This window comes from Streptomyces sp. Je 1-369 (assembly GCF_026810505.1).
In the GTDB taxonomy this organism is placed as follows: domain Bacteria; phylum Actinomycetota; class Actinomycetes; order Streptomycetales; family Streptomycetaceae; genus Streptomyces.
On sequence record NZ_CP101750.1, the window covers coordinates 2,525,129 to 2,544,130 of the forward strand.

Consider the following 19,002-nt stretch of genomic DNA (forward strand, 5'->3'; position numbering starts at 1 on the left):
CAGGCCGGCACGTTCCCGCGGGGTAGCCTTCCGCGGTGTCCAGAACCTCCCCCGCCGACGGCATGCGTTTCGCCTTCGGCACCCTCACCGCACTGCCCGTCCGCGTCACCCGCTGGGACCGCGGAGCCGCCCGCTCCGGCATGCAGTGCGCGCCCCTCGCGGGACTGGTCGTCGGCGTCTGCGCGGCGGGTGTCGGCGGCGTCCTGACGGCTCTCGGCGCGGGCCCCCTCCTCGCCGCCACCGCGACCGCGGCGGTCCCCGCCGCCCTCACCCGCGGCCTGCACCTCGACGGTCTCGCCGACACCGCCGACGGCCTCGGCAGCGCCAAACCCGCCGACGACGCGCTGCGCATCATGAAGCAGTCCGACATCGGGCCCTTCGGCGTCATCACGCTGCTCTTCGTGCTGCTCGCGCAGGTCGCCGTGCTCTTCCAGCTGTACGAGCAGTCGTGGGCCCGCGGCGCCTTCGCCGCCGTCGTCTCGGCGACCGCCGCACGCCTCGCCCTCACCCTGGCCGCCCGCGACGGCGTGCCCCCGGCCCGCCCCGAGGGGCTCGGCGCCGCCGTCGCCGGAGTGGTCCCGCGCGCCCGTGCGGCAGGGGTCGCCGTCCTCGTCGTGGCCGCCGCCGCGGCCGCCGGTCTGCTCTTCGGCACGGCCGGTGCCGTGCGGGGCGCGGCGGCCGTCGTCCTCGCGCTCGGCGCCGCGGAGTTGCTGCTCCGGCACTGCGTACGGCGGTTCGGCGGGGTCACCGGCGACGTCTTCGGCGGCCTCGCGGAGACGGCGGCGACCGGCGCGCTGGTCGTACTCGCCCTGGGCTGACGCCCCCTCCCCCCGGGCTCACACCGCGCCGAACACACACAGTGAGGCGCACCGCAGCGCTCACGGGCGTAGGCTCGCGACGGGCTCACCACCCCACAGCCCGACGAAACTCACTGAAAGAGGACCTCACCACCGTGACTGCTCTGACTCTCAGCACCGCCGCCGCGACCGGCCTGCGTGCCGACGCGATCGTCGTCGGTGTCGCCAAGGGCGCTGGATCCAAGGGGGGCCTGGTCATCGCCCCCGGCGCCGAGGCCGTGGACAAGGCGTACGACGGCAAGCTCGCGTCCGTCCTGGAGACCCTCGGCGCCTCGGGCGGCGAGGGTGAGGTGACGAAGCTTCCCGCGCCGTCCGGCTTCAAGGCCCCGGTCGTCGTCGCGGTCGGTCTCGGCGAGGTCCCGGAGAAGGACGAGACGTACGGCACGGACGCCCTGCGCCGCGCCGCCGGTGCTGCCGCGCGCGCCCTGACCGGCTCGAAGAAGGCCGCGTTCGCGCTGCCCGTCGAGGACGCCGCGGACGCCGGCGCGCTGGCCGAGGGCGCCCTGCTCGGCGCCTACTCGTTCGACGCGTACAAGAGCATCGCCGACGCCAAGGCCACGAAGAAGAACGGCAAGGACGCCAAGGCGCCCCTCGCCGAGGTCGCCCTGCTCGGCGGCAAGCCCCGCGACAAGGCGTACAAGGCCGCCGTCGAGCGCGCCATCGCCGTCGCCGAGGAGCTGAACCGCGCCCGCGACCTGGTGAACACCCCGCCGAACGACCTCAACCCCGAGGCGTTCGCCGCCGTCGCCCAGGCCGCGGCCAAGGAGCACGGCATCAAGGTCCAGGTGTTCGACGAGAAGGCCCTCGCCAAGGGCGGCTTCGGCGGCATCCTCGGCGTCGGCGTCGGCTCCGACGCCCCGCCGCGCCTGGTGAAGCTCTCGTACACGAGCTCCAAGGCAGGCAAGAACACGAAGCACCTCGCCTTCGTCGGCAAGGGCATCACGTACGACTCGGGCGGCATCTCGCTGAAGCCCGCCGGTCACAACGAGACCATGAAGTGCGACATGGCCGGTGCCGCCGCGGTCTTCGCCGCCGTCGTCGCCGCCGCTCGCCTCGGCCTCGAGGTGAACGTCACCGGCTGGCTGGCGCTCGCCGAGAACATGCCGTCCGGCTCCGCGACCCGCCCCGGCGACGTCCTGCGGATGTACAGCGGCAAGACCGTCGAGGTCCTCAACACCGACGCCGAGGGCCGTCTCGTCCTGGCCGACGCCATCGCCAAGGCCTCCGAGGACCAGCCCGACGCGATCGTCGACGTGGCGACGCTGACCGGCGCCATGATGATGGCGCTCGGCAACCGCACCTTCGGCATCATGGCCAACGACGACGCCTTCCGCACCTCGATCCACGAGATCGCCGAGGAGGTCGGCGAGCCGTCCTGGCCGATGCCGCTCCCCGCCGACCTGCGCAAGGGCATGGACTCCCCCACCGCCGACATCGCCAACATGGGCGAGCGGATGGGCGGCGGCCTGGTCGCCGGTCTCTTCCTGAAGGAGTTCGTCGGCGAGGGCATCGCCTGGGCCCACCTCGACATCGCGGGCCCGGCCTTCCACGAGGGCGCCCCGTTCGGCTACACCCCCAAGGGCGGCACCGGCTCCGCCGTCCGCACCCTGGTCCGGCTCGCCGAGCACACCGCCTCGGGCGACCTGGGCTGATCGCGTACGAACCGAGGGCCCCGGACCCGTCTGGTGTCCGGGGCCCTCGGTGATTTCGCCCTGAACGAAATCCGTACGTTCGTACGCAAGAGATGGCCCTGAAGACGGTCGATCCGACGTCTCACAGCCTGGCCCGGCGTCCCGTCTCCCGCCGACAAGTGCGAAGATGGGTTCTCGGCAGGACAGGGCCCCCACCAAAGGGCCGAAACAAGAGCGGCCGAATACCAGCCGACCGACCGGTCGTCCCCCGCGCAAAGGGGTCCGGCGTACGGCGCACATGCATGGAGGACGTGACGTGGCGAACGACGCCAGCACCGTTTTCGACCTAGTGATTCTCGGCGGCGGTAGCGGCGGTTACGCCGCGGCCCTGCGCGGAGCGCAGCTGGGCCTGGACGTCGCACTGATCGAGAAGAACAAGCTCGGCGGCACCTGCCTGCACAACGGCTGCATCCCCACGAAGGCGCTGCTGCACGCCGGCGAGATCGCCGACCAGGCGCGCGAGGCCGACCAGTTCGGCGTGAAGGCCACCTTCGAGGGCATCGACATGGCGGCCGTCCACAAGTACAAGGACGACGTGATCTCGGGGCTCTACAAGGGCCTCCAGGGCCTCGTGGCCTCCCGCAAGGTGACGTACATCGAGGGCGAGGGCAAGCTCTCCTCCCCGACCTCGGTCGACGTGAACGGCCAGCGTGTCCAGGGCCGCCACGTCCTCCTCGCGACCGGCTCCGTGCCGAAGTCGCTGCCGGGCCTGGAGATCGACGGCAACCGCATCATCTCCTCGGACCACGGCCTGACCCTGGACCGCGTGCCGAAGTCCGCGATCATCCTGGGCGGCGGCGTCATCGGCGTCGAGTTCGCCTCGGCGTGGAAGTCCTTCGGGGCCGACGTCACGGTCATCGAGGGCCTCAAGCACCTCGTGCCCGTCGAGGACGAGAACAGCTCCAAGCTTCTTGAGCGCGCGTTCCGCAAGCGCGGCATCAAGTTCAACCTCGGCACCTTCTTCGACAAGGCCGAGTACACGCAGGACGGCGTCCGCGTGACCCTCGCCGACGGCAAGACCTTCGAGGCCGAGGTCCTCCTGGTCGCCATCGGCCGCGGCCCGGTCTCGCAGGGCCTCGGTTACGAGGAGCAGGGCGTCGCCATGGACCGTGGCTACGTCCTCGTCGACGAGTACATGCAGACCAACGTGCCCACCATTTCGGCCGTGGGCGACCTGGTGCCGACCCTCCAGCTCGCGCACGTCGGCTTCGCCGAGGGCATGCTGGTGGCGGAGCGCCTGGCCGGTCTCAAGACCGTCCCGGTCGACTACGACGGCGTGCCCCGGGTGACGTACTGCCACCCCGAGGTCGCCTCCGTGGGCATCACCGAGGCCAAGGCCAAGGAGATCTACGGCGCGGACAAGGTCGTCGCCCTCAAGTACAACCTCGCGGGCAACGGCAAGAGCAAGATCCTCAAGACCGCGGGCGAGATCAAGCTCGTCCAGGTCAAGGACGGTGCCGTGGTCGGCGTCCACATGGTCGGCGACCGCATGGGCGAGCAGGTCGGCGAAGCCCAGCTGATCTACAACTGGGAAGCGCTGCCGGCCGAGGTGGCCCAGCTCATCCACGCCCACCCGACCCAGAACGAGGCGCTCGGCGAGGCCCACCTGGCCCTGGCGGGCAAGCCGCTGCACTCCCACGACTGACCCTCGGTCATTCGGGCGCGACGAGACGACCAGACTTCCGCAATTCTGTAAGGAGCAACTGAAACCATGGCGGTTTCCGTATCCCTTCCGGCGCTCGGCGAGAGCGTCACCGAGGGCACTGTCACCCGTTGGCTGAAGGCCGAGGGCGAGCGCGTCGAGGCCGACGAGCCGCTGCTCGAGGTGTCGACCGACAAGGTCGACACCGAGATCCCCTCCCCGGCCGCCGGCATCCTGGCATCCATCAAGGTCGCCGAGGACGAGACCGTCGAGGTCGGCGCCGAGCTCGCCGTCATCGACGACGGCTCCGGCGACGCGGGCGGCTCGGCCGCTCCGGCGCAGGAGGAGGCCCCGGCCGCCCCCGCGCAGGAGGAGGCCCCGCAGCAGGAGGAGGCCCCGGCCCAGGCCGAGGCGCCCGCCGCCCCCGCCCCGTCCGGCGGTTCCGCCGAGGGCACCGATGTCACCCTGCCCGCGCTCGGCGAGTCCGTCACCGAGGGCACCGTCACCCGCTGGCTGAAGGAGGTCGGCGAGGAGGTCGCGGCCGACGAGCCCCTCCTCGAGGTCTCGACGGACAAGGTCGACACCGAGATCCCCTCGCCGGTCGCGGGCGTGCTGCTCGAGATCGTCGTCGGTGAGGACGAGACCGCCGAGGTCGGCGCCAAGCTCGCCGTCATCGGTGCGCCCGGTGCCGCTCCGGCGCAGGCCGAGGCCCCGGCCCCGGCCGCCCCGGCCAAGGAGGAGGCCCCGGCTCCGGCCCCGGCCGCCCCCGCGCAGCCCGCGGCTCCGGCCGCCCCGGCCGCCCCGGCCGCCGCCCCCGCGGCTCCGGCCAAGCCCGCCGCTGCCGCCCCGGCGCCGGCTCAGCCCGCCGCCCCGGCCCAGTCGGCTCCGGCCGCGCCCGCCGCCCCGGCGCAGGCCACCCCGGCCGACGACGGTGCGTACGTGACGCCGCTGGTGCGCAAGCTCGCCACCGAGAACGGTGTGAACCTCTCCGAGGTCACCGGTTCCGGTGTCGGCGGCCGCATCCGCAAGCAGGACGTCATCGCCGCCGCCGAGGCCAAGAAGTCGGCCCCGGCCCCGGCCGCCGCCGCCCCGGCCGCCGCTTCGAAGGCCCCGGCCCTCGAGGTCTCGCCGCTCCGCGGCCAGACGGTCAAGATGACCCGCATGCGCAAGGTCATCGGCGACAACATGATGAAGGCCCTGCACTCGCAGGCCCAGCTGACCTCGGTCGTCGAGGTCGACATCACCAAGCTGATGAAGCTGCGCGCCAAGGCGAAGGACTCCTTCGCGGCCCGCGAGGGCGTCAAGCTCTCGCCGATGCCGTTCTTCGTCAAGGCCGCCGCCCAGGCGCTGAAGGCCCACCCGGTCATCAACGCCCGGATCAACGAGGACGAAGGCACGATCACGTACTTCGACTCGGAGAACATCGGCATCGCCGTGGACGCCGAGAAGGGTCTGATGACCCCGGTCATCAAGGGTGCGGGCGACCTCAACATCGCCGGTATCTCGAAGAAGACCGCGGAGCTGGCCGGCAAGGCCCGTGGCGGTGGCCTCACCCCGGACGACATGTCCGGCGCCACCTTCACGATCTCCAACACCGGTTCGCGCGGCGCCCTGTTCGACACGGTCATCGTGCCGCCGAACCAGGCCGCCATCCTCGGCATCGGTGCCACGGTCAAGCGCCCGGTCGTCATCAACCACCCCGACCTGGGCGAGACCATCGCGGTGCGGGACATGACGTACCTGTCGCTCTCCTACGACCACCGTCTGGTGGACGGCGCGGACGCCGCCCGCTACCTGACCGCGGTCAAGGCGATCCTGGAGGCCGGCGAGTTCGAGGTCGAGCTCGGCCTGTAGTCCTGCGGCCCCCGCGGCTGTAAGACTCGTCTCATCAGCGCGTACGCCCCCGTTCGGAGGTTTCCGGACGGGGGCGTCGCCGTATTGTCTAGGGGTCACAACGCCCTGGGGCGCTGCCCCGCCGGAGGAGCCCACATGACCGCGCCCGTTGTTCACTCGCTGCGCGAACAGATCCGCGAGCACATCGTGGAGGGGATCGTCAGCGGGCGCTGGAAGCCGGGCGAGCGCATCGTGGAGCGCCGGATCGCGGTGGAGCTCGAGGTCTCCCAGACCCCCGTCCGTGAGGCGCTGCGCGAGCTGGAGACGCTCCGGCTCATCGAGTCGGCGCCCAACAAGGGTGTACGCGTACGCAACTTGACCGCCGCCGACCTGGAGGAGAGCTACCCGGTCCGTGCGGGCCTGGAAGCCATCGCCGCCGAGCTGGCGGCCGGACGGCTCGCCGAGGACTGCTCGGCCCTGGAGCCCCATGTCGCGGCCCTGTACGAAGCGGACAGGGCCTCCGACGGCACCGCCCAGGTGCGGCACACCGTGGGTTTCCACCGCGAGCTGGTGCGCGCCGCGGACAACTCCGTGCTGCTGCACACCTGGGAGGGCCTCGGCATCGAGGTCTTCACGGCGCTCTCCATCCGCTGGCTCGGCACGGTCCAGCAGTCGTACGCGGAGGAGCACGAGGCCCTGGTCTCCGCCTTCCGGCGCCGTGACCCGGCCATCGCGGACCTGGTCAAGTCCCACGTCCTCGGGTGCGCACCGCGTCCGTGACACCCACGCTCATCCGTGGCGCCTTGACTGCAAACGTGCTCTCACCTGCGTAAACCCTTCAAATCGAAGGCACCGCGTGCCCGCTTTGCTGGCACCGGATGCCTACTTTCTCGGTGTGGAGAGGTTTTCCGCTTCAACCCTTTGATCGATCATCGATCACGGAGTTACAGTCTCCGACGGGCTCTCACCAGAGCTTCACGCCCTGTCCTGCCAAGAACCGGGCACCCCCACCCCTTACCGAACAGGGGACCCCCTCCGACTCAGGAAGGCGGCGACATGACCGACCCCTCCGCAATCCAGCCGAGCGAGCTCGACCAGCTCCCGGACCGCGACCCCGAGGAGACCGCCGAATGGCAGGCCTCCCTGGACGCCGTCACCGAGGCGGCCGGGCCGCATCGTGCCGCATACCTCATGCGCCGCACGCTGGAGCGCGCCGAGGGCGCGGGCCTGGCGCTGCCCAAGCTGCTTGAGACCGACTACGTCAACACCATCCCCACCTCCGCCGAGCCGGCAGTCGACGGCGACGAGGAGATGGAGCGCAAGATCACTGCGTGGAACCGCTGGAACGCGGCCGCCATGGTCACGCGCGGCTCCAAGCACGGTGTCGGCGGCCACATCGCGACCTTCGCGTCCGCGGCCTGGCTGTACGAGACCGGCTTCAACCACTTCTTCAAGGGCAAGGAGGGGGACGGTTCCGGCGACCAGCTGTACATCCAGGGCCACGCCTCCCCCGGCATCTACGCCCGCGCCTTCCTCGACGGCCGCCTGAACGAGGCGCAGCTCGACAACTTCCGGCAGGAGGCGGGCGGCAACGGCCTGCCCTCCTACCCGCACCCGCGCCGTCTGCCCTGGCTGTGGGAGTTCCCGACCGTCTCCATGGGTCTGGGCCCGCTCTCCGCCATCTACCAGGCGCGCTTCAACCGGTACCTCACCAACCGCGGCATCAAGGACGTCTCCGCCTCGCACGTGTGGGCGTTCCTCGGTGACGGCGAGATGGACGAGCCCGAGTCGACGGCGGCCCTCGCACTGGCCGCGCGTGAGGGTCTCGACAACCTCACGTACGTCATCAACTGCAACCTGCAGCGCCTCGACGGCCCGGTCCGCGCCAACTTCCGCGTGGTCCAGGAGCTGGAGGCCCAGTTCCGCGGCGCCGGCTGGAACGTCATCAAGATCATGTGGGGCAACGCCTGGGACGAGCTCTTCCAGCTCGACACCACCGGCGCCCTGGTCCGCCGCCTCCGCGAGGTGCCGGACGCGCAGTTCCAGACGTACGCGACGCGCGACGCCGCCTACATCCGTGAGCACTTCTTCGGTGCCGAGCCCGCGCTCGCCGAGATGGCGAAGCTGCTCAGCGACGACAAGATCAGCGAGTGCTTCCACCTCTCGCGCGGCGGCCACGAGGCCCGCAAGGTCTACGCGGCCTACCGCGCGGCGCTCACCCACAAGGGCGCGCCGACCGTGATCCTCGCGCAGACGGTCAAGGGCTTCACCCTCGGCAAGGGCTTCGAGTCCAAGAACGCCAACCACCAGATGAAGAAGCTGACGGTGGACGAGTTCAAGGACATGCGCGACCTGCTCGGTCTGCCGATCCCGGACAGCGACTTCGTCGACGGCCAGGTGCCCTACGGCCACCCCGGCGCCGACTCCCCCGAGGTCCGCTACCTCCAGGAGCGCCGTGCCGCGCTCGGCGGTCCGGCCCCGGCCCGCCGCACGCAGCCGCTCGCCCCGCTGCCCGCCGCCGCGGACAAGACCTTCGCCTCCTTCGACAAGGGCTCGGGCTCGCAGTCGGTGGCGACGACCATGGCGTTCGTACGCCTGGTCAAGGACCTCGTACGCGACAAGCAGACCGGCAAGCGCTGGGTGCCGATCGTCCCCGACGAGGCGCGCACCTTCGGCATGGAGTCGCTCTTCCCGTCGCTCGGCATCTACTCGCCGAAGGGCCAGACGTACGAGCCGGTCGACCGCGACCAGCTGATGTACTACAAGGAAGCCAAGGACGGCCAGATCCTCAACGAGGGGATCACCGAGGCCGGTTCGATGGCGGACTTCATCGCCGCGTCCACCGCGTACGCCACGCACGGCGAAGCGATGATCCCGTTCTACATCTTCTACTCGATGTTCGGCTGGCAGCGCACGGCCGACCAGATGTGGCAGCTCGGCGACCAGCTCGGCCGCGGCTTCCTCGTCGGCGCCACCGCGGGCCGCACGACGCTGACGGGTGAGGGTCTCCAGCACGCGGACGGTCACTCGCCGGTGATCGCCGCGACCAACCCGGCCGCCCTGTCGTACGACCCGGCGTTCGCGTACGAGATCGCCGCGATCGTCAAGGAGGGTCTGCGCCGCATGTACGGCGAGGCCCACGAGGGCGAAGACCAGAACGTCTTCTACTACCTCACCGTCTACAACGAGCCCATGCCGCAGCCCGCGAAGCCCGCGGGTGTCGACGAGGGCATCGTCAAGGGCCTGTACCGCTTCAACACGGCGGAGTCCGCGGGGCTCTCCCCCGCGGCCAACGCCTCGCGCATCCAGCTGCTCGGTTCGGGTACGGCCATCCACTGGACCCTCGCCGCGCAGAAGATGCTCGCCGAGGAGTGGGGCGTGGCCGCCGACGTGTGGTCCGCGACCTCGTGGACGGAGCTGCGCCGCGACGCGCTGGAGGCCGACGAGGCCATCCTGCGCGGCGAGGAGCGCGTCCCGTACATCCGTACGGTGCTCGAGGGCGCCCAGGGCCCGGTCCTCGCCGTCTCCGACTACATGCGTCAGGTCCCCGACCAGATCGCGCAGTGGGTCGAGCAGGACTACTCGTCGCTCGGTGCGGACGGCTTCGGCCTGTCCGACACGCGTGACGCCGCCCGCCGTCACTTCGGCATCGACGCGGAGTCGATCGTCGTCGCCGCGCTGGCGCAGCTCGCCCGCCGCGGCGAGGTGCCTGCCTCCGCGGTGAAGGAGGCGCGGGCCAAGTACGGCCTGTAGCCCTCCGGCTCGACATACGGGTGCGGCCCCTGCCTGACGGTGGGGGCCGCACCCGTATGCGCGCGGCGGCGGCATCATGGAGCCATGCGCGCCGCCCGTCTCATCAAGATGGTCCTGCTGCTCCAGGCCAGGCCCTCCATGACCGCCGCCGAACTGGCCGCCGAGCTGGAGGTCTCCGAGCGGACGATCACGCGCGACGCGCAGGCGCTGTCGGAGGCGGGCGTTCCCGTCTACGCCGACCGGGGCCGCACCGGCGGCTACCGGCTGATCGGCGGCTACCGCACCCGTCTCACGGGGCTCGGCCGCAGCGAGGCGGAGGCGCTGTTCCTGTCCGGGGTGCCGGGCGCGCTGCGGGAGATGGGACTCGCGGACGCGGCGTCGGCGGCCCGTCTGAAGGTGTCGGCGGCGCTGATGCCGTCGCTGCGGGACGCCTCGCAGAACGCGTCGCAGCGGTTCCATCTGGACGCGCCCGGCTGGTTCAGGGAGACGCCCGCCCCCGAGCTGCTGCCCGCCGTGGCGGACGCGGTGTGGGACGACCGGCGCGTGACCGCCCGCTACTGCCGCCAGGACACCGAGGTGGAGCGGGAGTTGGAGCCGTACGGGCTCGTCCTGAAGGCCGGTGTCTGGTATTTGTGTGCGCGGGTGCCCGAATCGGGGGTGTACCGCGTGTACCGCATCGACCGGTTCACCGCGGTCGTGGCGGGCGAGGAGCGGTTCGCGCGGGACGAGGAGTTCGACCTGCCGGGGTTCTGGGAGGAGCGGGCCGAGCAGTTCGCGCGGGCGATCCTGCGCTCCGAGGCCGTGGTGCGGCTCTCGGAGGCGGGCGTACGTCAGCTGCCTTACGCCACCGACCGCGCCGTCGCACGGGAGGCGATGGGGACGGCGGGCGAGCCGGACGCGGCGGGTCGGGTGACGGTCACGCTGCCCGTCGAGAACGAGGACGTGGCGTACGCGCAGCTCCTGTCGCTCGGCCCGGAGGCGGAGGTCCTCGGGCCGCCGGGTCTGCGCGCACGCTTCGCGGAGGCCGCCGCGCGGGCGGCCGCGCTCTACCGGTAGCCGGTGACGTCCGCGGTCCTGCTCTCCTGGTCGACCTCCGTGAGGTAGCGCCAGGCGTCCGGCGCCGAGCCGTCCACGTCCGTGAAGCCGTACTCCTCGGCGAGGCCGCCGCTGGAGAGCGACGTCCCGTTGTGGCGGGCCACGTCCGGGTCACCGGCGAGGGCGACGAGCGCGCGGCCCACGAACGTCGGGGTCTCGGAGATCGCGAAGTGCGGGTTCTGCTCGGTGCCCGCCAGCCAGTCGTCCTCGGTCACCTTGAAGTAGGTGTCGAGCATCGCCTCGGAGCGCAGCCAGCCCGGGGTGAGGCAGAGCGCGGTGCAGCCGTACTCCGTCAGCTCCTCGGCGAGGTCCCGGGCCATGCGCAGCGGGGCCGCCTTGGCGAGGTCGTAGAAGAAGGGCTTGCGGTAGTTGGGACCGTTGTACTCGGCGGTGCCGTCGGTGACCTCGACGAGGAGGCCGCCGGGGTTCCTGGTGAGCAGCGGCAGCGCGTGGTGACTGGTGATGATGTGGGTCTCGATGCCGAGGCGCAGGATGCGCAGCCCCTTGTCGAGGTCGTGCTCCCACATCTTCTTGTCCCACTCGACGTGGACGTCACCGCCCCAGATGTCGTTGACGAGGATGTCCAGGCGGCCCTGCTCCCGGTCGATCCGTTCGACCAGGGCGGCCACCTGGTCCGCCTCCAGGTGGTCGGTGGGGACGGCGATGCCGTGGCCGCCCGCGGCGGCGACGAGTTCGGCGGTCTCCTCGATGGTCTCGGTGCTGCGGCCGGTCTCGCTGGTGTGCGCGCGGGTGGTGCGGCCCGTGACGTAGACGGTGGCTCCGGCGCGGCCGAGCTCCACCGCCATGGCGCGGCCCGCGCCACGGGTGGCGCCCGCGACGAGGGCGATCTTTCCGGTCAGGTTCTGCGTGGTCTCCATGTCCTTGAGGCTTCCACCGAAAGCCGACAACCCCTGTCGCCTTTTCCACGGGCATGTGCACGCATAACGAGACAGCCGCATTCCGGCGCACTCCGCGTGCGCCCCCACCCCGCAGGACCGATGCTGGACCCGTGATGGACGAGACGGAGTTCTGGGAGATCGTGGACAGCACCCGCGAGGCCGCCGGCGGCGACCCCGAGGACCACGCCGAGCTGCTCGTCGAGAGACTGCTGCAGTCCGACCCGGACTCGGTCCTCGACTTCGCCCGTCACTTCGAGGCCCGCTACAACCGCGCGTACCGCTGGGACCTGTGGGGCGCGGCCTGGGTGCTGCTCGGCGGCGCGAGCGACGACGCCTTCGACTACTTCCGGTGCTGGCTGATCGGCCAGGGGCGGGAGGTCTTCGAGGGGGCGGTGCACGACCCGGACGCGCTCGCCGACCTCCTCGACGACTTCGACGAGGAGCTCGACGGCGACGGCGAGGAGCTCGGCTACGCGGCGGACGAGGCCTATGAACAGCTCACCGGCGTCGTCGCGCCGGAGCTCGGCGTCGCCCCCGCCCCGGCCGAACCGGAGGGGACGCCGATCGACTTCGAGAACGAGTCGGTGATGGCGCAGCGCTATCCGAAGCTCTGGGACCGCTTCATGGAGGACTGACGGGGATAGGCTGCCGGGGTGTCCGGAAGCCCACAGAGTCAGGCCCCTGAGCGGGCAGAAGTCGTGCTCGTCGCCGCGTCGGCCGGAGGCATCGGTGCCCTCAAGGCCGTTCTGGGCGGGCTGAGGGGGACCCTTCCGGTGCCCGTCCTCGCGGCCCAGCACCTGCGGCGGTCCCGCGAGAGCCCGATCGCCTCGATCCTGTCCCGCGCGACCCCGCTCGACGTCAAACTGGCGGAGGACGGGGAGAGCCTGCGGGCCGGGACGGTGTACATCGCGCCGCCCGACCACCATCTCTGTGTGCGGAACCCGAAGGAGCTCTCCCTGAGCAAGGCGGGCCCGGTCAACTTCGCGCGTCCGGCGGCCGACCCGCTCTTCGAGTCGGCGGTGCGGGCGTACGGGCCGCGGGTCATCGCCTGCGTGCTCACCGGAGCCGACAGCGACGGAGCCCTGGGCGTGGCGGAGGTCAAGGCCGGGGGCGGCACGGTCATCGTGCAGGACCCGGCGTCCGCCGAGTTCCGCGGCATGCCCAAGGCCGCCGTGGATACGGGCTTCGCGGACTTCGTGCTCGACCTCGCGGACATCGCGCCGACCATCAACAGGCTGCTGCGGGCCCCCTGACGGCCGGTGGTTCAGAAGTGGGTGCCGCCGTCGACGCGGACCTCGGTGCCGGTGATGAAGCGGCCGTCGTCCGAGGCGAGCATGGCGACGACGGAGGCGACGGTTTCGGGGCCCGCGAAGCCCTGACCGAGGGCGGGCGCGAGCTTCACGAACAGGCTCATGTCGGCGTCGGCGGGCAGGCCGGGGCCGACGCTCTGCCTGCTGGCGCCGGAGCCGTCGGTCATTCCGGAGGAGATGGAGCCGGGCTGCACGGCGGTGAACCGGATGCCCTGCTTGCCGTACTCGGCGGCGAGGGCGTGCGTCATGGACTGGATGCCGCCCTTGCTCGCCGCGTACGCCGCCATGTACGGGTGGGCGAACACCGCGGACGTCGAGCTGAAGTTGACGACGGCGGGGCCGTTGCCGCCCAGGAGCGCCGGGATCGCCTCGCGGATCATCAGGAACGTGCCGGTGAGGTTGACGGCTATGACCTGGCTGAAGGCGTCGAGGGTGGTCTCGTGGGTGTGCGAGGAGCGCAGGATGCCCGCGGCGTTCACGAGGACGTCGAGGCCGCCGAGCGCGTCGGTGGCCGCGGCGACGCCCGCGCGGACCGAGGCCTCGTCCGCGATGTTCACGACGAGGGTGGTGAGGCGCTCCGCGTCGGCGCCCGCCTTGGCCACGGTGTCCCGCAGCCCGTCCTCGCTGACGTCGGCGGCGACGACGCGGCCGCCCTCGGCGAGCATGCGCAGCACGGTCGCCTGGCCGATGCCGGAGCCGCCGCCGGTGACCAGGGCGCGGCGGCCTTCGTAGCGGTTCAGGGTCTGCGTGGCGGTGGTGGTCATGGCGGTCATGGCGGTCTCCGAGTCTCTCAGGGGGTGATGCGCGGCGTGTCGCGCTGTCCGGCGTTCACCGTACGCCCGGATGGCACGTTGTGCCACATTGTCGTGACGTGCAGGCCTGGCGTACTCGACGTAGGCTTCCCGGGTGAACCGCACCCCACCCCTCTCCCTCACGGAGCGCCGCAGGCTGGCGACCCAGCTGGAGATCGCCCGCGCCGCGGCCGAGCTCTTCACCACGCACGGGACCGACGCCACCACGGCCGAGGCCATCGCGGTCCGGGCCGGGGTCGCGCTGCGCACGTTCTACCGCTACTTCCGCACCAAACAGGACGCGGTGGGCCCGCTGCTCGCCGTCGGCGGTGACCGCTGGCGCGCGCTCCTCGCCGGGGCCGATCCTGACGCGCCGCTCCCCGACGCCCTGCGAGGCGCGATCTCCGAAGCGCTCGCCGTGCCGGACGAGGCGGCGGCCGACGGGCTGCGACAGGCCCGCGGGCTGCTCCGCGCGGCCGCGGGCGACCCGGCGCTGCGGGCGGTCTGGTACCGCGTCAACCAGGAGTCCGAGGACAGACTGCGTCCGGTCGTGGCGGAGCTCATGGGCGCGGGCGCGCGGCCCCTCGACGTCCGCCTGGCCGCCGCGGCGGCGACGGACGCGATCCGCATCGCCCTGGAGACCTGGGCGGAGACGGACGCGGACGTCACGGGCCCGGACTCCCCCGCGGACCTCGCGGTGCGGTGCCTGCGGGGACTCACGGGCGGAGCGGGCGGAGCGGGCTGAGCGGGCGGAGCGGGCTGAGGCGGGCTGAGGCGGGGCTCGACTACGAGCGGTCCGGCCCCGGATCCGCCTTCGCGAGCGGCCCCGGTGCGAACACCATCAGCGTCACGTCGTCCCGGACCCGCCCCGCGTAGTCGAGCACGTCCGCCCACACGCGCTCCGCGAGCCCTCCCGGCTCCCGGGGGTCCGTGTCCGCCTCGAGCATCCCGGTCAGGCGCTCGACCAGCGGATAGAACGTGCCGGACGCGTCCCGCGCCTCACACACCCCGTCGGTCAGGCCGAGCAGCAGGTCACCGTCGAGCAGCGGCACCGTGAGGCCCTCGGGCGGGGCGAGCCCGGCGATGCCGAGGCCGAGCGGCGCCCCGGACGGCACGTCCAGCTCGGTGACCTCGGTGCCGCGCAGCAGCAGGGGCTGCGGGTGCCCGCAGGACACGACACGGACCACGGAGGCGTCGTCGGGGAACTCCAGCAGCACCGCCGTGGCGAACAGCTCCGTGTGCTCCTGCCCCGCCGAGTCGACGACGAGCCTGCGGTCCAGCTGGGCGGCGACCCCCTCCAGGTCCGCCCGGTCGAGGACCGCCTCGCGGAACGCCCCGAGCAACGCGGCGACCGTGCCGACCGCCGCGAGCCCGTGCCCCTGCACGTCACCGATGAGGGCACGCACTCCGGAAGGTCCTCTGCGTACGTCGAAGAAGTCGCCGCCGACCAGCGTCTCGTGCTGCGCCGCCTCGTAGAGGCCCGCGCACCGCACCCTGCCGATCTGCTCCGCCAGCGGCGGCAGGACCGCGAGCTGGGCCGCCTCCGCGACCGTGCGGACCGTGACGAGCTGTGCCTCGCGGCGGCTGCGCACCCAGGCGAAGAGCACGCTGAGCAGCGCGATGAAGCTGATGGTCAGCTGGTCGCTGTTGCCCGGGTGGCCGAGGTCGAAGACCGGCAGGGAGAGCAGCGCGAGGACGACGGCGCCGACGAGGGCGGTCAGGGCGGGCCCGTACGACAGGGCGGCGAGCGGCGGGACGGCCGCGATCAGGAAGCTGAGGTCCAGGGTCCTCGGGGTGAGCAGCTGGACGAGGGTGATCGCCAGCAGGAGCAGCGGTGGGGGCCAGCGCACCCAGGGCGGGGGTGGCGTACCGCGCAACAGCCAGTCGCGCTGGTCCGCCTCGCGCCGTCTGGCCTCGGCCCTGATCATTTCTTCACGCTCCTACGCGTACGGCACCCCCGCACGCCGGGCCGGTCCGTCGGGTGCCGTACCCCCTGTGGGCCGTGCCTACCCGTGGCAGTTCAGAGGGGTCGCCCCATGAGGACGTCGTCGACGTACGCGCCGTCGAGGAGGAACTCGCCGGGCAGTACGCCCTCGATGACGAAGCCCTCCGCCTCGTACAGCTTGCGGGCCGGAGTGTTGTGGCCGAGCACGCGCAGGGTGATGCGGACCGCGCCCTGGCGGCGGGCCTCGTCCATGGCCGCCCGGATCAGCCGCCTGCCGACGCCGTGGCCGCGGACCTCCTCGGCGACGAGGAAGCCCTGGATCTGGCGCACGTGCGCGTTGGCGAGCAGGGGGGTGGGGTAGCCGAGCTTCACATAGCCGACGATGCGCCCGTCCACCTCGGCGACCAGGTGGTCGCGGGGGCCGAACCGGTCGTTGAAGAAGGGGTCGTAGGGCGGCTGGGGACGGGGCTGGACCGCGTGGAGCGTGGACCAGGTGGCGCGGTCGAGACGGGCGAGCGCGTCGTCGTCCTCGGGCCGTGCGGTACGTATGTGCATGTCCGGCATGGCGCCACTGTACGGCGGGCGGGGTGCGCGCCCGGCCCGTCTCGGCGGCGCAGGCGCGTTCCCCGTTCCACGGGGCAGGATGGGAGTCATGGACACCACACAGTCGCGCGTCGCCGTGGCCGGCGCCTCCGGGCTCATCGGTACGGCGCTCACCCGCTCCCTCGCCGCCGACGGGCACGAGGTGGTGCGCCTGGTGCGCAGGGCGCCACGCGGCAAGGACGAGGTGCGCTGGGACCCCAAGAAGGGGTACGTCGACACGGCTGGGCTCGCGGGGTGCACCGCCGTGGTCAATCTCGCCGGTGCGGGCATCGGCGACCACCGCTGGACGGACGCCTACAAGCGGGAGCTGCGGGACAGCAGGGTGCTCGGCACCAAGGCGCTCGCCGCCGCCGTGGCGTCGCTCGACGAGCCGCCGCGGGTGTTCGTGAACTCCAGCGCCATCGGCTACTACGGAGACACCGGCCCGCGCGCGGTCGACGAGAGCGCCCCCGCGGGGCACGGGTTCCTGCCCGAGCTGTGCGTGGAGTGGGAGGACTCGGCGGCCGCCGCGCGGGACGCCGGCATCCGTACGGTCCTGGCCCGCAACGGCCTGGTGATCGGCCGCGAGGGCGGCGCCTGGGGCCGTATGTTCCCGCTCTTCAAGGCGGGGCTCGGCGGCCGCCTGGGCAACGGCAGGCAGTACTGGAGCTACATCTCGCTGCACGACGAGGTGGCCGCGCTGCGGCACCTCATCGACACGGAGACGCTGTCCGGGCCCTTCAACCTGACGGCGCCCGATCCGCGCACCAACCGCGAGATCACGGCCGCGATGGGACGCGTGCTGCGCCGTCCCGCACTCCTGCCCGCGCCCGCGCCCGCACTGCGCCTGGTGCTCGGCGAGATGGCGGGGGACGTCCTCGGCAGCCAGCGCGTGCTGCCGACCCAGCTCCTGGGCTCGGGCTTCTCGTTCGCGTACCCCGGCATCGACGAGGCGATCAGGGCGGCCCTGCGGTGAGGTGAGAGCCTGAGAATCGTGCGACCTGCGTGCGACCGTGCCCGGTGCATGCGCGACTGCCGCTGACCGGAACCGCTCCTACCCTCGTGACCGACGCGGGTATTCCGGAGCCCTGTTGGGGGCATCAGCACCCCATCAGCCGCGCGACCTCGGGAGGGGCACGTGCCAGAGCATGCGCACCATGCGGACGTCGTCATCGTGGGAGCCGGGGCCGCGGGCCTCTCGGCAGCGCACCGGCTGACCAGCGCCGGTGTGACGACCGTCGTCCTGGAGGCCGCCCCGTGCGTCGGCGGCCGGATGTCGACGGAGAAGGTCGACGGGTTCCGGCTCGACAGAATCGGGCAGCTCCTCACCACCTCGTATCCGGAACTGCGCCGCACCCCGGGGCTCGACTCGCTCGTGCTGCGCCCCTTCGCGCCGGGCATCCTCGTGCACAGCGACGGCCGCCACCACCGGGCGGCCGAGCGCCTGCCCGCACGGAGCGCGAGGGGCGCACTCACCACGGCGCGCGCCCTGGCGAGCGCCCCCCTCGCGCCGCTGGCCGCCCGCACTCCCACGCGGAGCGCCTCCGGCACGCCCCCGGGCTCCACCCCTCGCTCCTCCCCGCGTTCCACCCGCTCCACCCCCCTCGGCACGCCGCTCGACCAGGCACGGCTCGGCTCCGCCCTGGCCCGGATCGCCGCGACGCCCGTCGACCGCCTCCTCGCCCGCCCCGAACTCCCCGCGGCCGACGCGCTCTCGGCCCGCGGGCTGCCCTCCCGCACCATCGAGGGTTTCCTGCGCCCCCTCCTCTCCGCGCTCCTCTGCGACCCCGGCCTGACCACGTCGAGCCGGTGCGCGGACCTGGCCCTGCACGCCTTCGCACGCGGCCGCCTCTGCCTGCCCGAGGGCGGCGCCGAAGCCCTGCCCGAACACCTCGCGGCCGCCCTGCCGCCCGGCGTCGTCCGCACCGGCGTCCGTGTCACCTCGGTCTCCACGAGCTCCGTGGGGACCGCGGAGCACGGCGAGTTCACGTGCCGCGCCGTCCTCCTCGCCACCGACGCGCGCGCTGCCGCCGAACTCCTTCCCGGCCTGCGCGTACCGCCCTTCCACGAGGTGTCCGTCGTCCACCACGCCGCGCCCGAACCGCCGCTCGACGGGCCCGCGCTGCTCCTGGACGCGGACCGCGCGGGCCCGGTCGCGCACACCGCGGTCATCAGCCAGGTCGACCCGTCGCGCGCACCCGTCGGCCGCGTCCTGGTCTCCTCGACCGTCCTCGGCCCGCCGCCGGAGGAGTCCGCCGTCCGCACCCACCTCGCCGCGCTGTACGGCACGCCGACCGACCGCTGGGAACGCCTCGCCGTCCACCACACCCGTGAGGCCGTGCCCGCGATGTCGCCGCCGCACGACATCCGGCGTCCCGTACGGCTGCTCTCCGGCCTCTACGTCTGCGGGGACCACCGCGGCACCAGCACGGTCCAGGGCGCCCTGCACTCGGGACGGCGCGCGGCCCACGCCGTGCTCACGGACTTCGGCATCACACCGTCGTACACCGCGGAGACCTTGCCCGCGGCCGCCTGATCCGGCATCGATCCCACCACCGATTCCCACTTGGGCGGTACGCCGCTGCATTCAGGTCGGCGCGCGGG

16 protein-coding genes are annotated in these 19,002 nt (G+C 72.5%); 12 read left to right on the plus strand and 4 right to left on the minus strand.

What is annotated here, in order from left to right; translation table 11 throughout:
• Positions 1 to 62 precede the first annotated feature (62 nt).
• The 7 genes from NOO62_RS11565 (at position 63) to NOO62_RS11595 (ending at position 10,832) form a co-directional block, all read left to right on the plus strand.
• A complete protein-coding gene (locus NOO62_RS11565; protein WP_268775571.1) occupies positions 63 to 818 on the plus strand; it encodes an adenosylcobinamide-GDP ribazoletransferase in 756 nt (251 codons plus the stop codon).
• 134 nt (positions 819 to 952) lie between these two features.
• A complete protein-coding gene (locus NOO62_RS11570; protein WP_268770799.1) occupies positions 953 to 2,509 on the plus strand; it encodes a leucyl aminopeptidase in 1,557 nt (518 codons plus the stop codon).
• 295 nt (positions 2,510 to 2,804) lie between these two features.
• Positions 2,805 to 4,193, plus strand: a complete 1,389-nt coding sequence (gene lpdA, locus NOO62_RS11575; RefSeq protein ID WP_161237254.1) for a dihydrolipoyl dehydrogenase — start codon at positions 2,805 to 2,807, stop codon at positions 4,191 to 4,193.
• 66 nt (positions 4,194 to 4,259) lie between these two features.
• Complete coding sequence (gene sucB / locus NOO62_RS11580) at positions 4,260 to 6,044, plus strand: 2-oxoglutarate dehydrogenase, E2 component, dihydrolipoamide succinyltransferase (protein ID WP_268770800.1); 1,785 nt, start codon at positions 4,260 to 4,262, stop codon at positions 6,042 to 6,044.
• Positions 6,045 to 6,179: 135 nt separating this feature from the next.
• Complete coding sequence (locus NOO62_RS11585; protein WP_268770801.1) at positions 6,180 to 6,803, plus strand: GntR family transcriptional regulator; 624 nt, start codon at positions 6,180 to 6,182, stop codon at positions 6,801 to 6,803.
• Between the two features lie 276 nt (positions 6,804 to 7,079).
• Positions 7,080 to 9,776, plus strand: coding sequence for a pyruvate dehydrogenase (acetyl-transferring), homodimeric type (gene aceE / locus NOO62_RS11590; protein ID WP_268770802.1), 2,697 nt, complete (start codon positions 7,080 to 7,082; stop codon positions 9,774 to 9,776).
• An 84-nt stretch (positions 9,777 to 9,860) separates the two neighbouring features.
• A complete protein-coding gene (locus NOO62_RS11595) occupies positions 9,861 to 10,832 on the plus strand; it encodes a helix-turn-helix transcriptional regulator (RefSeq protein WP_268770803.1) in 972 nt (323 codons plus the stop codon).
• Here the strand turns inward: NOO62_RS11595 and NOO62_RS11600 are convergent.
• The gene (locus tag NOO62_RS11600; protein WP_268770804.1) at positions 10,823 to 11,749 is read right to left on the minus strand and encodes an SDR family oxidoreductase; all 927 of its coding nucleotides are present in this window, start codon (positions 11,747 to 11,749) and stop codon (positions 10,823 to 10,825) included. The genes NOO62_RS11595 and NOO62_RS11600 overlap by 10 nt on opposite strands.
• Positions 11,750 to 11,883: 134 nt before the next feature.
• Between NOO62_RS11600 and NOO62_RS11605 the strand changes: the two genes are divergently transcribed.
• Positions 11,884 to 12,405, plus strand: a complete 522-nt coding sequence (locus tag NOO62_RS11605; RefSeq protein ID WP_268775572.1) for a DUF4240 domain-containing protein — start codon at positions 11,884 to 11,886, stop codon at positions 12,403 to 12,405.
• Between the two features lie 18 nt (positions 12,406 to 12,423).
• A complete protein-coding gene (locus tag NOO62_RS11610) occupies positions 12,424 to 13,023 on the plus strand; it encodes a chemotaxis protein CheB (protein ID WP_268770805.1) in 600 nt (199 codons plus the stop codon).
• An 11-nt stretch (positions 13,024 to 13,034) separates the two neighbouring features.
• Here NOO62_RS11610 and NOO62_RS11615 read toward each other — a convergent pair whose 3' ends face one another.
• The gene (locus NOO62_RS11615; RefSeq protein ID WP_268770806.1) at positions 13,035 to 13,853 is read right to left on the minus strand and encodes an SDR family NAD(P)-dependent oxidoreductase; all 819 of its coding nucleotides are present in this window, start codon (positions 13,851 to 13,853) and stop codon (positions 13,035 to 13,037) included.
• A gap of 133 nt (positions 13,854 to 13,986) precedes the next feature.
• On the opposite strand from NOO62_RS11615, the gene NOO62_RS11620 reads away from it, so the two are divergent.
• Entirely contained in the window at positions 13,987 to 14,616 is a 630-nt protein-coding gene (locus tag NOO62_RS11620; RefSeq protein WP_268770807.1) for a TetR family transcriptional regulator, read from the plus strand.
• A 40-nt stretch (positions 14,617 to 14,656) separates the two neighbouring features.
• On the opposite strand, the gene NOO62_RS11625 is transcribed toward NOO62_RS11620, so the two are convergent.
• Positions 14,657 to 15,799, minus strand: a complete 1,143-nt coding sequence (locus NOO62_RS11625; RefSeq protein ID WP_268770808.1) for a PP2C family protein-serine/threonine phosphatase — start codon at positions 15,797 to 15,799, stop codon at positions 14,657 to 14,659.
• 92 nt (positions 15,800 to 15,891) lie between these two features.
• Entirely contained in the window at positions 15,892 to 16,380 is a 489-nt protein-coding gene (locus NOO62_RS11630) for a GNAT family N-acetyltransferase (protein ID WP_268770809.1), read from the minus strand.
• An 88-nt stretch (positions 16,381 to 16,468) separates the two neighbouring features.
• Here NOO62_RS11630 and NOO62_RS11635 point away from each other — a divergent pair, with 88 nt between their 5' ends.
• A complete protein-coding gene (locus NOO62_RS11635) occupies positions 16,469 to 17,374 on the plus strand; it encodes a TIGR01777 family oxidoreductase (RefSeq protein WP_268770810.1) in 906 nt (301 codons plus the stop codon).
• A gap of 162 nt (positions 17,375 to 17,536) precedes the next feature.
• On the plus strand, positions 17,537 to 18,934 hold the full coding sequence (locus NOO62_RS11640) for an NAD(P)/FAD-dependent oxidoreductase (RefSeq protein ID WP_268770811.1): 1,398 nt from the start codon (positions 17,537 to 17,539) through the stop codon (positions 18,932 to 18,934).
• Positions 18,935 to 19,002: the final 68 nt, after the last annotated feature.

What these genes read in the sequence shown, in the direction of transcription:
- NOO62_RS11600 (WP_268770804.1), bottom strand. Translation starts at nt 11,749, where the DNA reads ATGGAGACCACGCAGAACCTGACCGGAAAGATCGCCCTCGTCGCGGGC.
- NOO62_RS11630 (WP_268770809.1), bottom strand. Translation starts at nt 16,380, where the DNA reads ATGCCGGACATGCACATACGTACCGCACGGCCCGAGGACGACGACGCG.
- NOO62_RS11595 (WP_268770803.1), top strand. Translation starts at nt 9,861, where the DNA reads ATGCGCGCCGCCCGTCTCATCAAGATGGTCCTGCTGCTCCAGGCCAGG.
- NOO62_RS11625 (WP_268770808.1), bottom strand. Translation starts at nt 15,799, where the DNA reads ATGATCAGGGCCGAGGCCAGACGGCGCGAGGCGGACCAGCGCGACTGG.
- NOO62_RS11615 (WP_268770806.1), bottom strand. Translation starts at nt 13,853, where the DNA reads ATGACCGCCATGACCACCACCGCCACGCAGACCCTGAACCGCTACGAA.
- NOO62_RS11565 (WP_268775571.1), top strand. Translation starts at nt 63, where the DNA reads ATGCGTTTCGCCTTCGGCACCCTCACCGCACTGCCCGTCCGCGTCACC.
- sucB (WP_268770800.1), top strand. Translation starts at nt 4,260, where the DNA reads ATGGCGGTTTCCGTATCCCTTCCGGCGCTCGGCGAGAGCGTCACCGAG.
- NOO62_RS11605 (WP_268775572.1), top strand. Translation starts at nt 11,884, where the DNA reads ATGGACGAGACGGAGTTCTGGGAGATCGTGGACAGCACCCGCGAGGCC.
- NOO62_RS11635 (WP_268770810.1), top strand. Translation starts at nt 16,469, where the DNA reads ATGGACACCACACAGTCGCGCGTCGCCGTGGCCGGCGCCTCCGGGCTC.
- NOO62_RS11585 (WP_268770801.1), top strand. Translation starts at nt 6,180, where the DNA reads ATGACCGCGCCCGTTGTTCACTCGCTGCGCGAACAGATCCGCGAGCAC.
- aceE (WP_268770802.1), top strand. Translation starts at nt 7,080, where the DNA reads ATGACCGACCCCTCCGCAATCCAGCCGAGCGAGCTCGACCAGCTCCCG.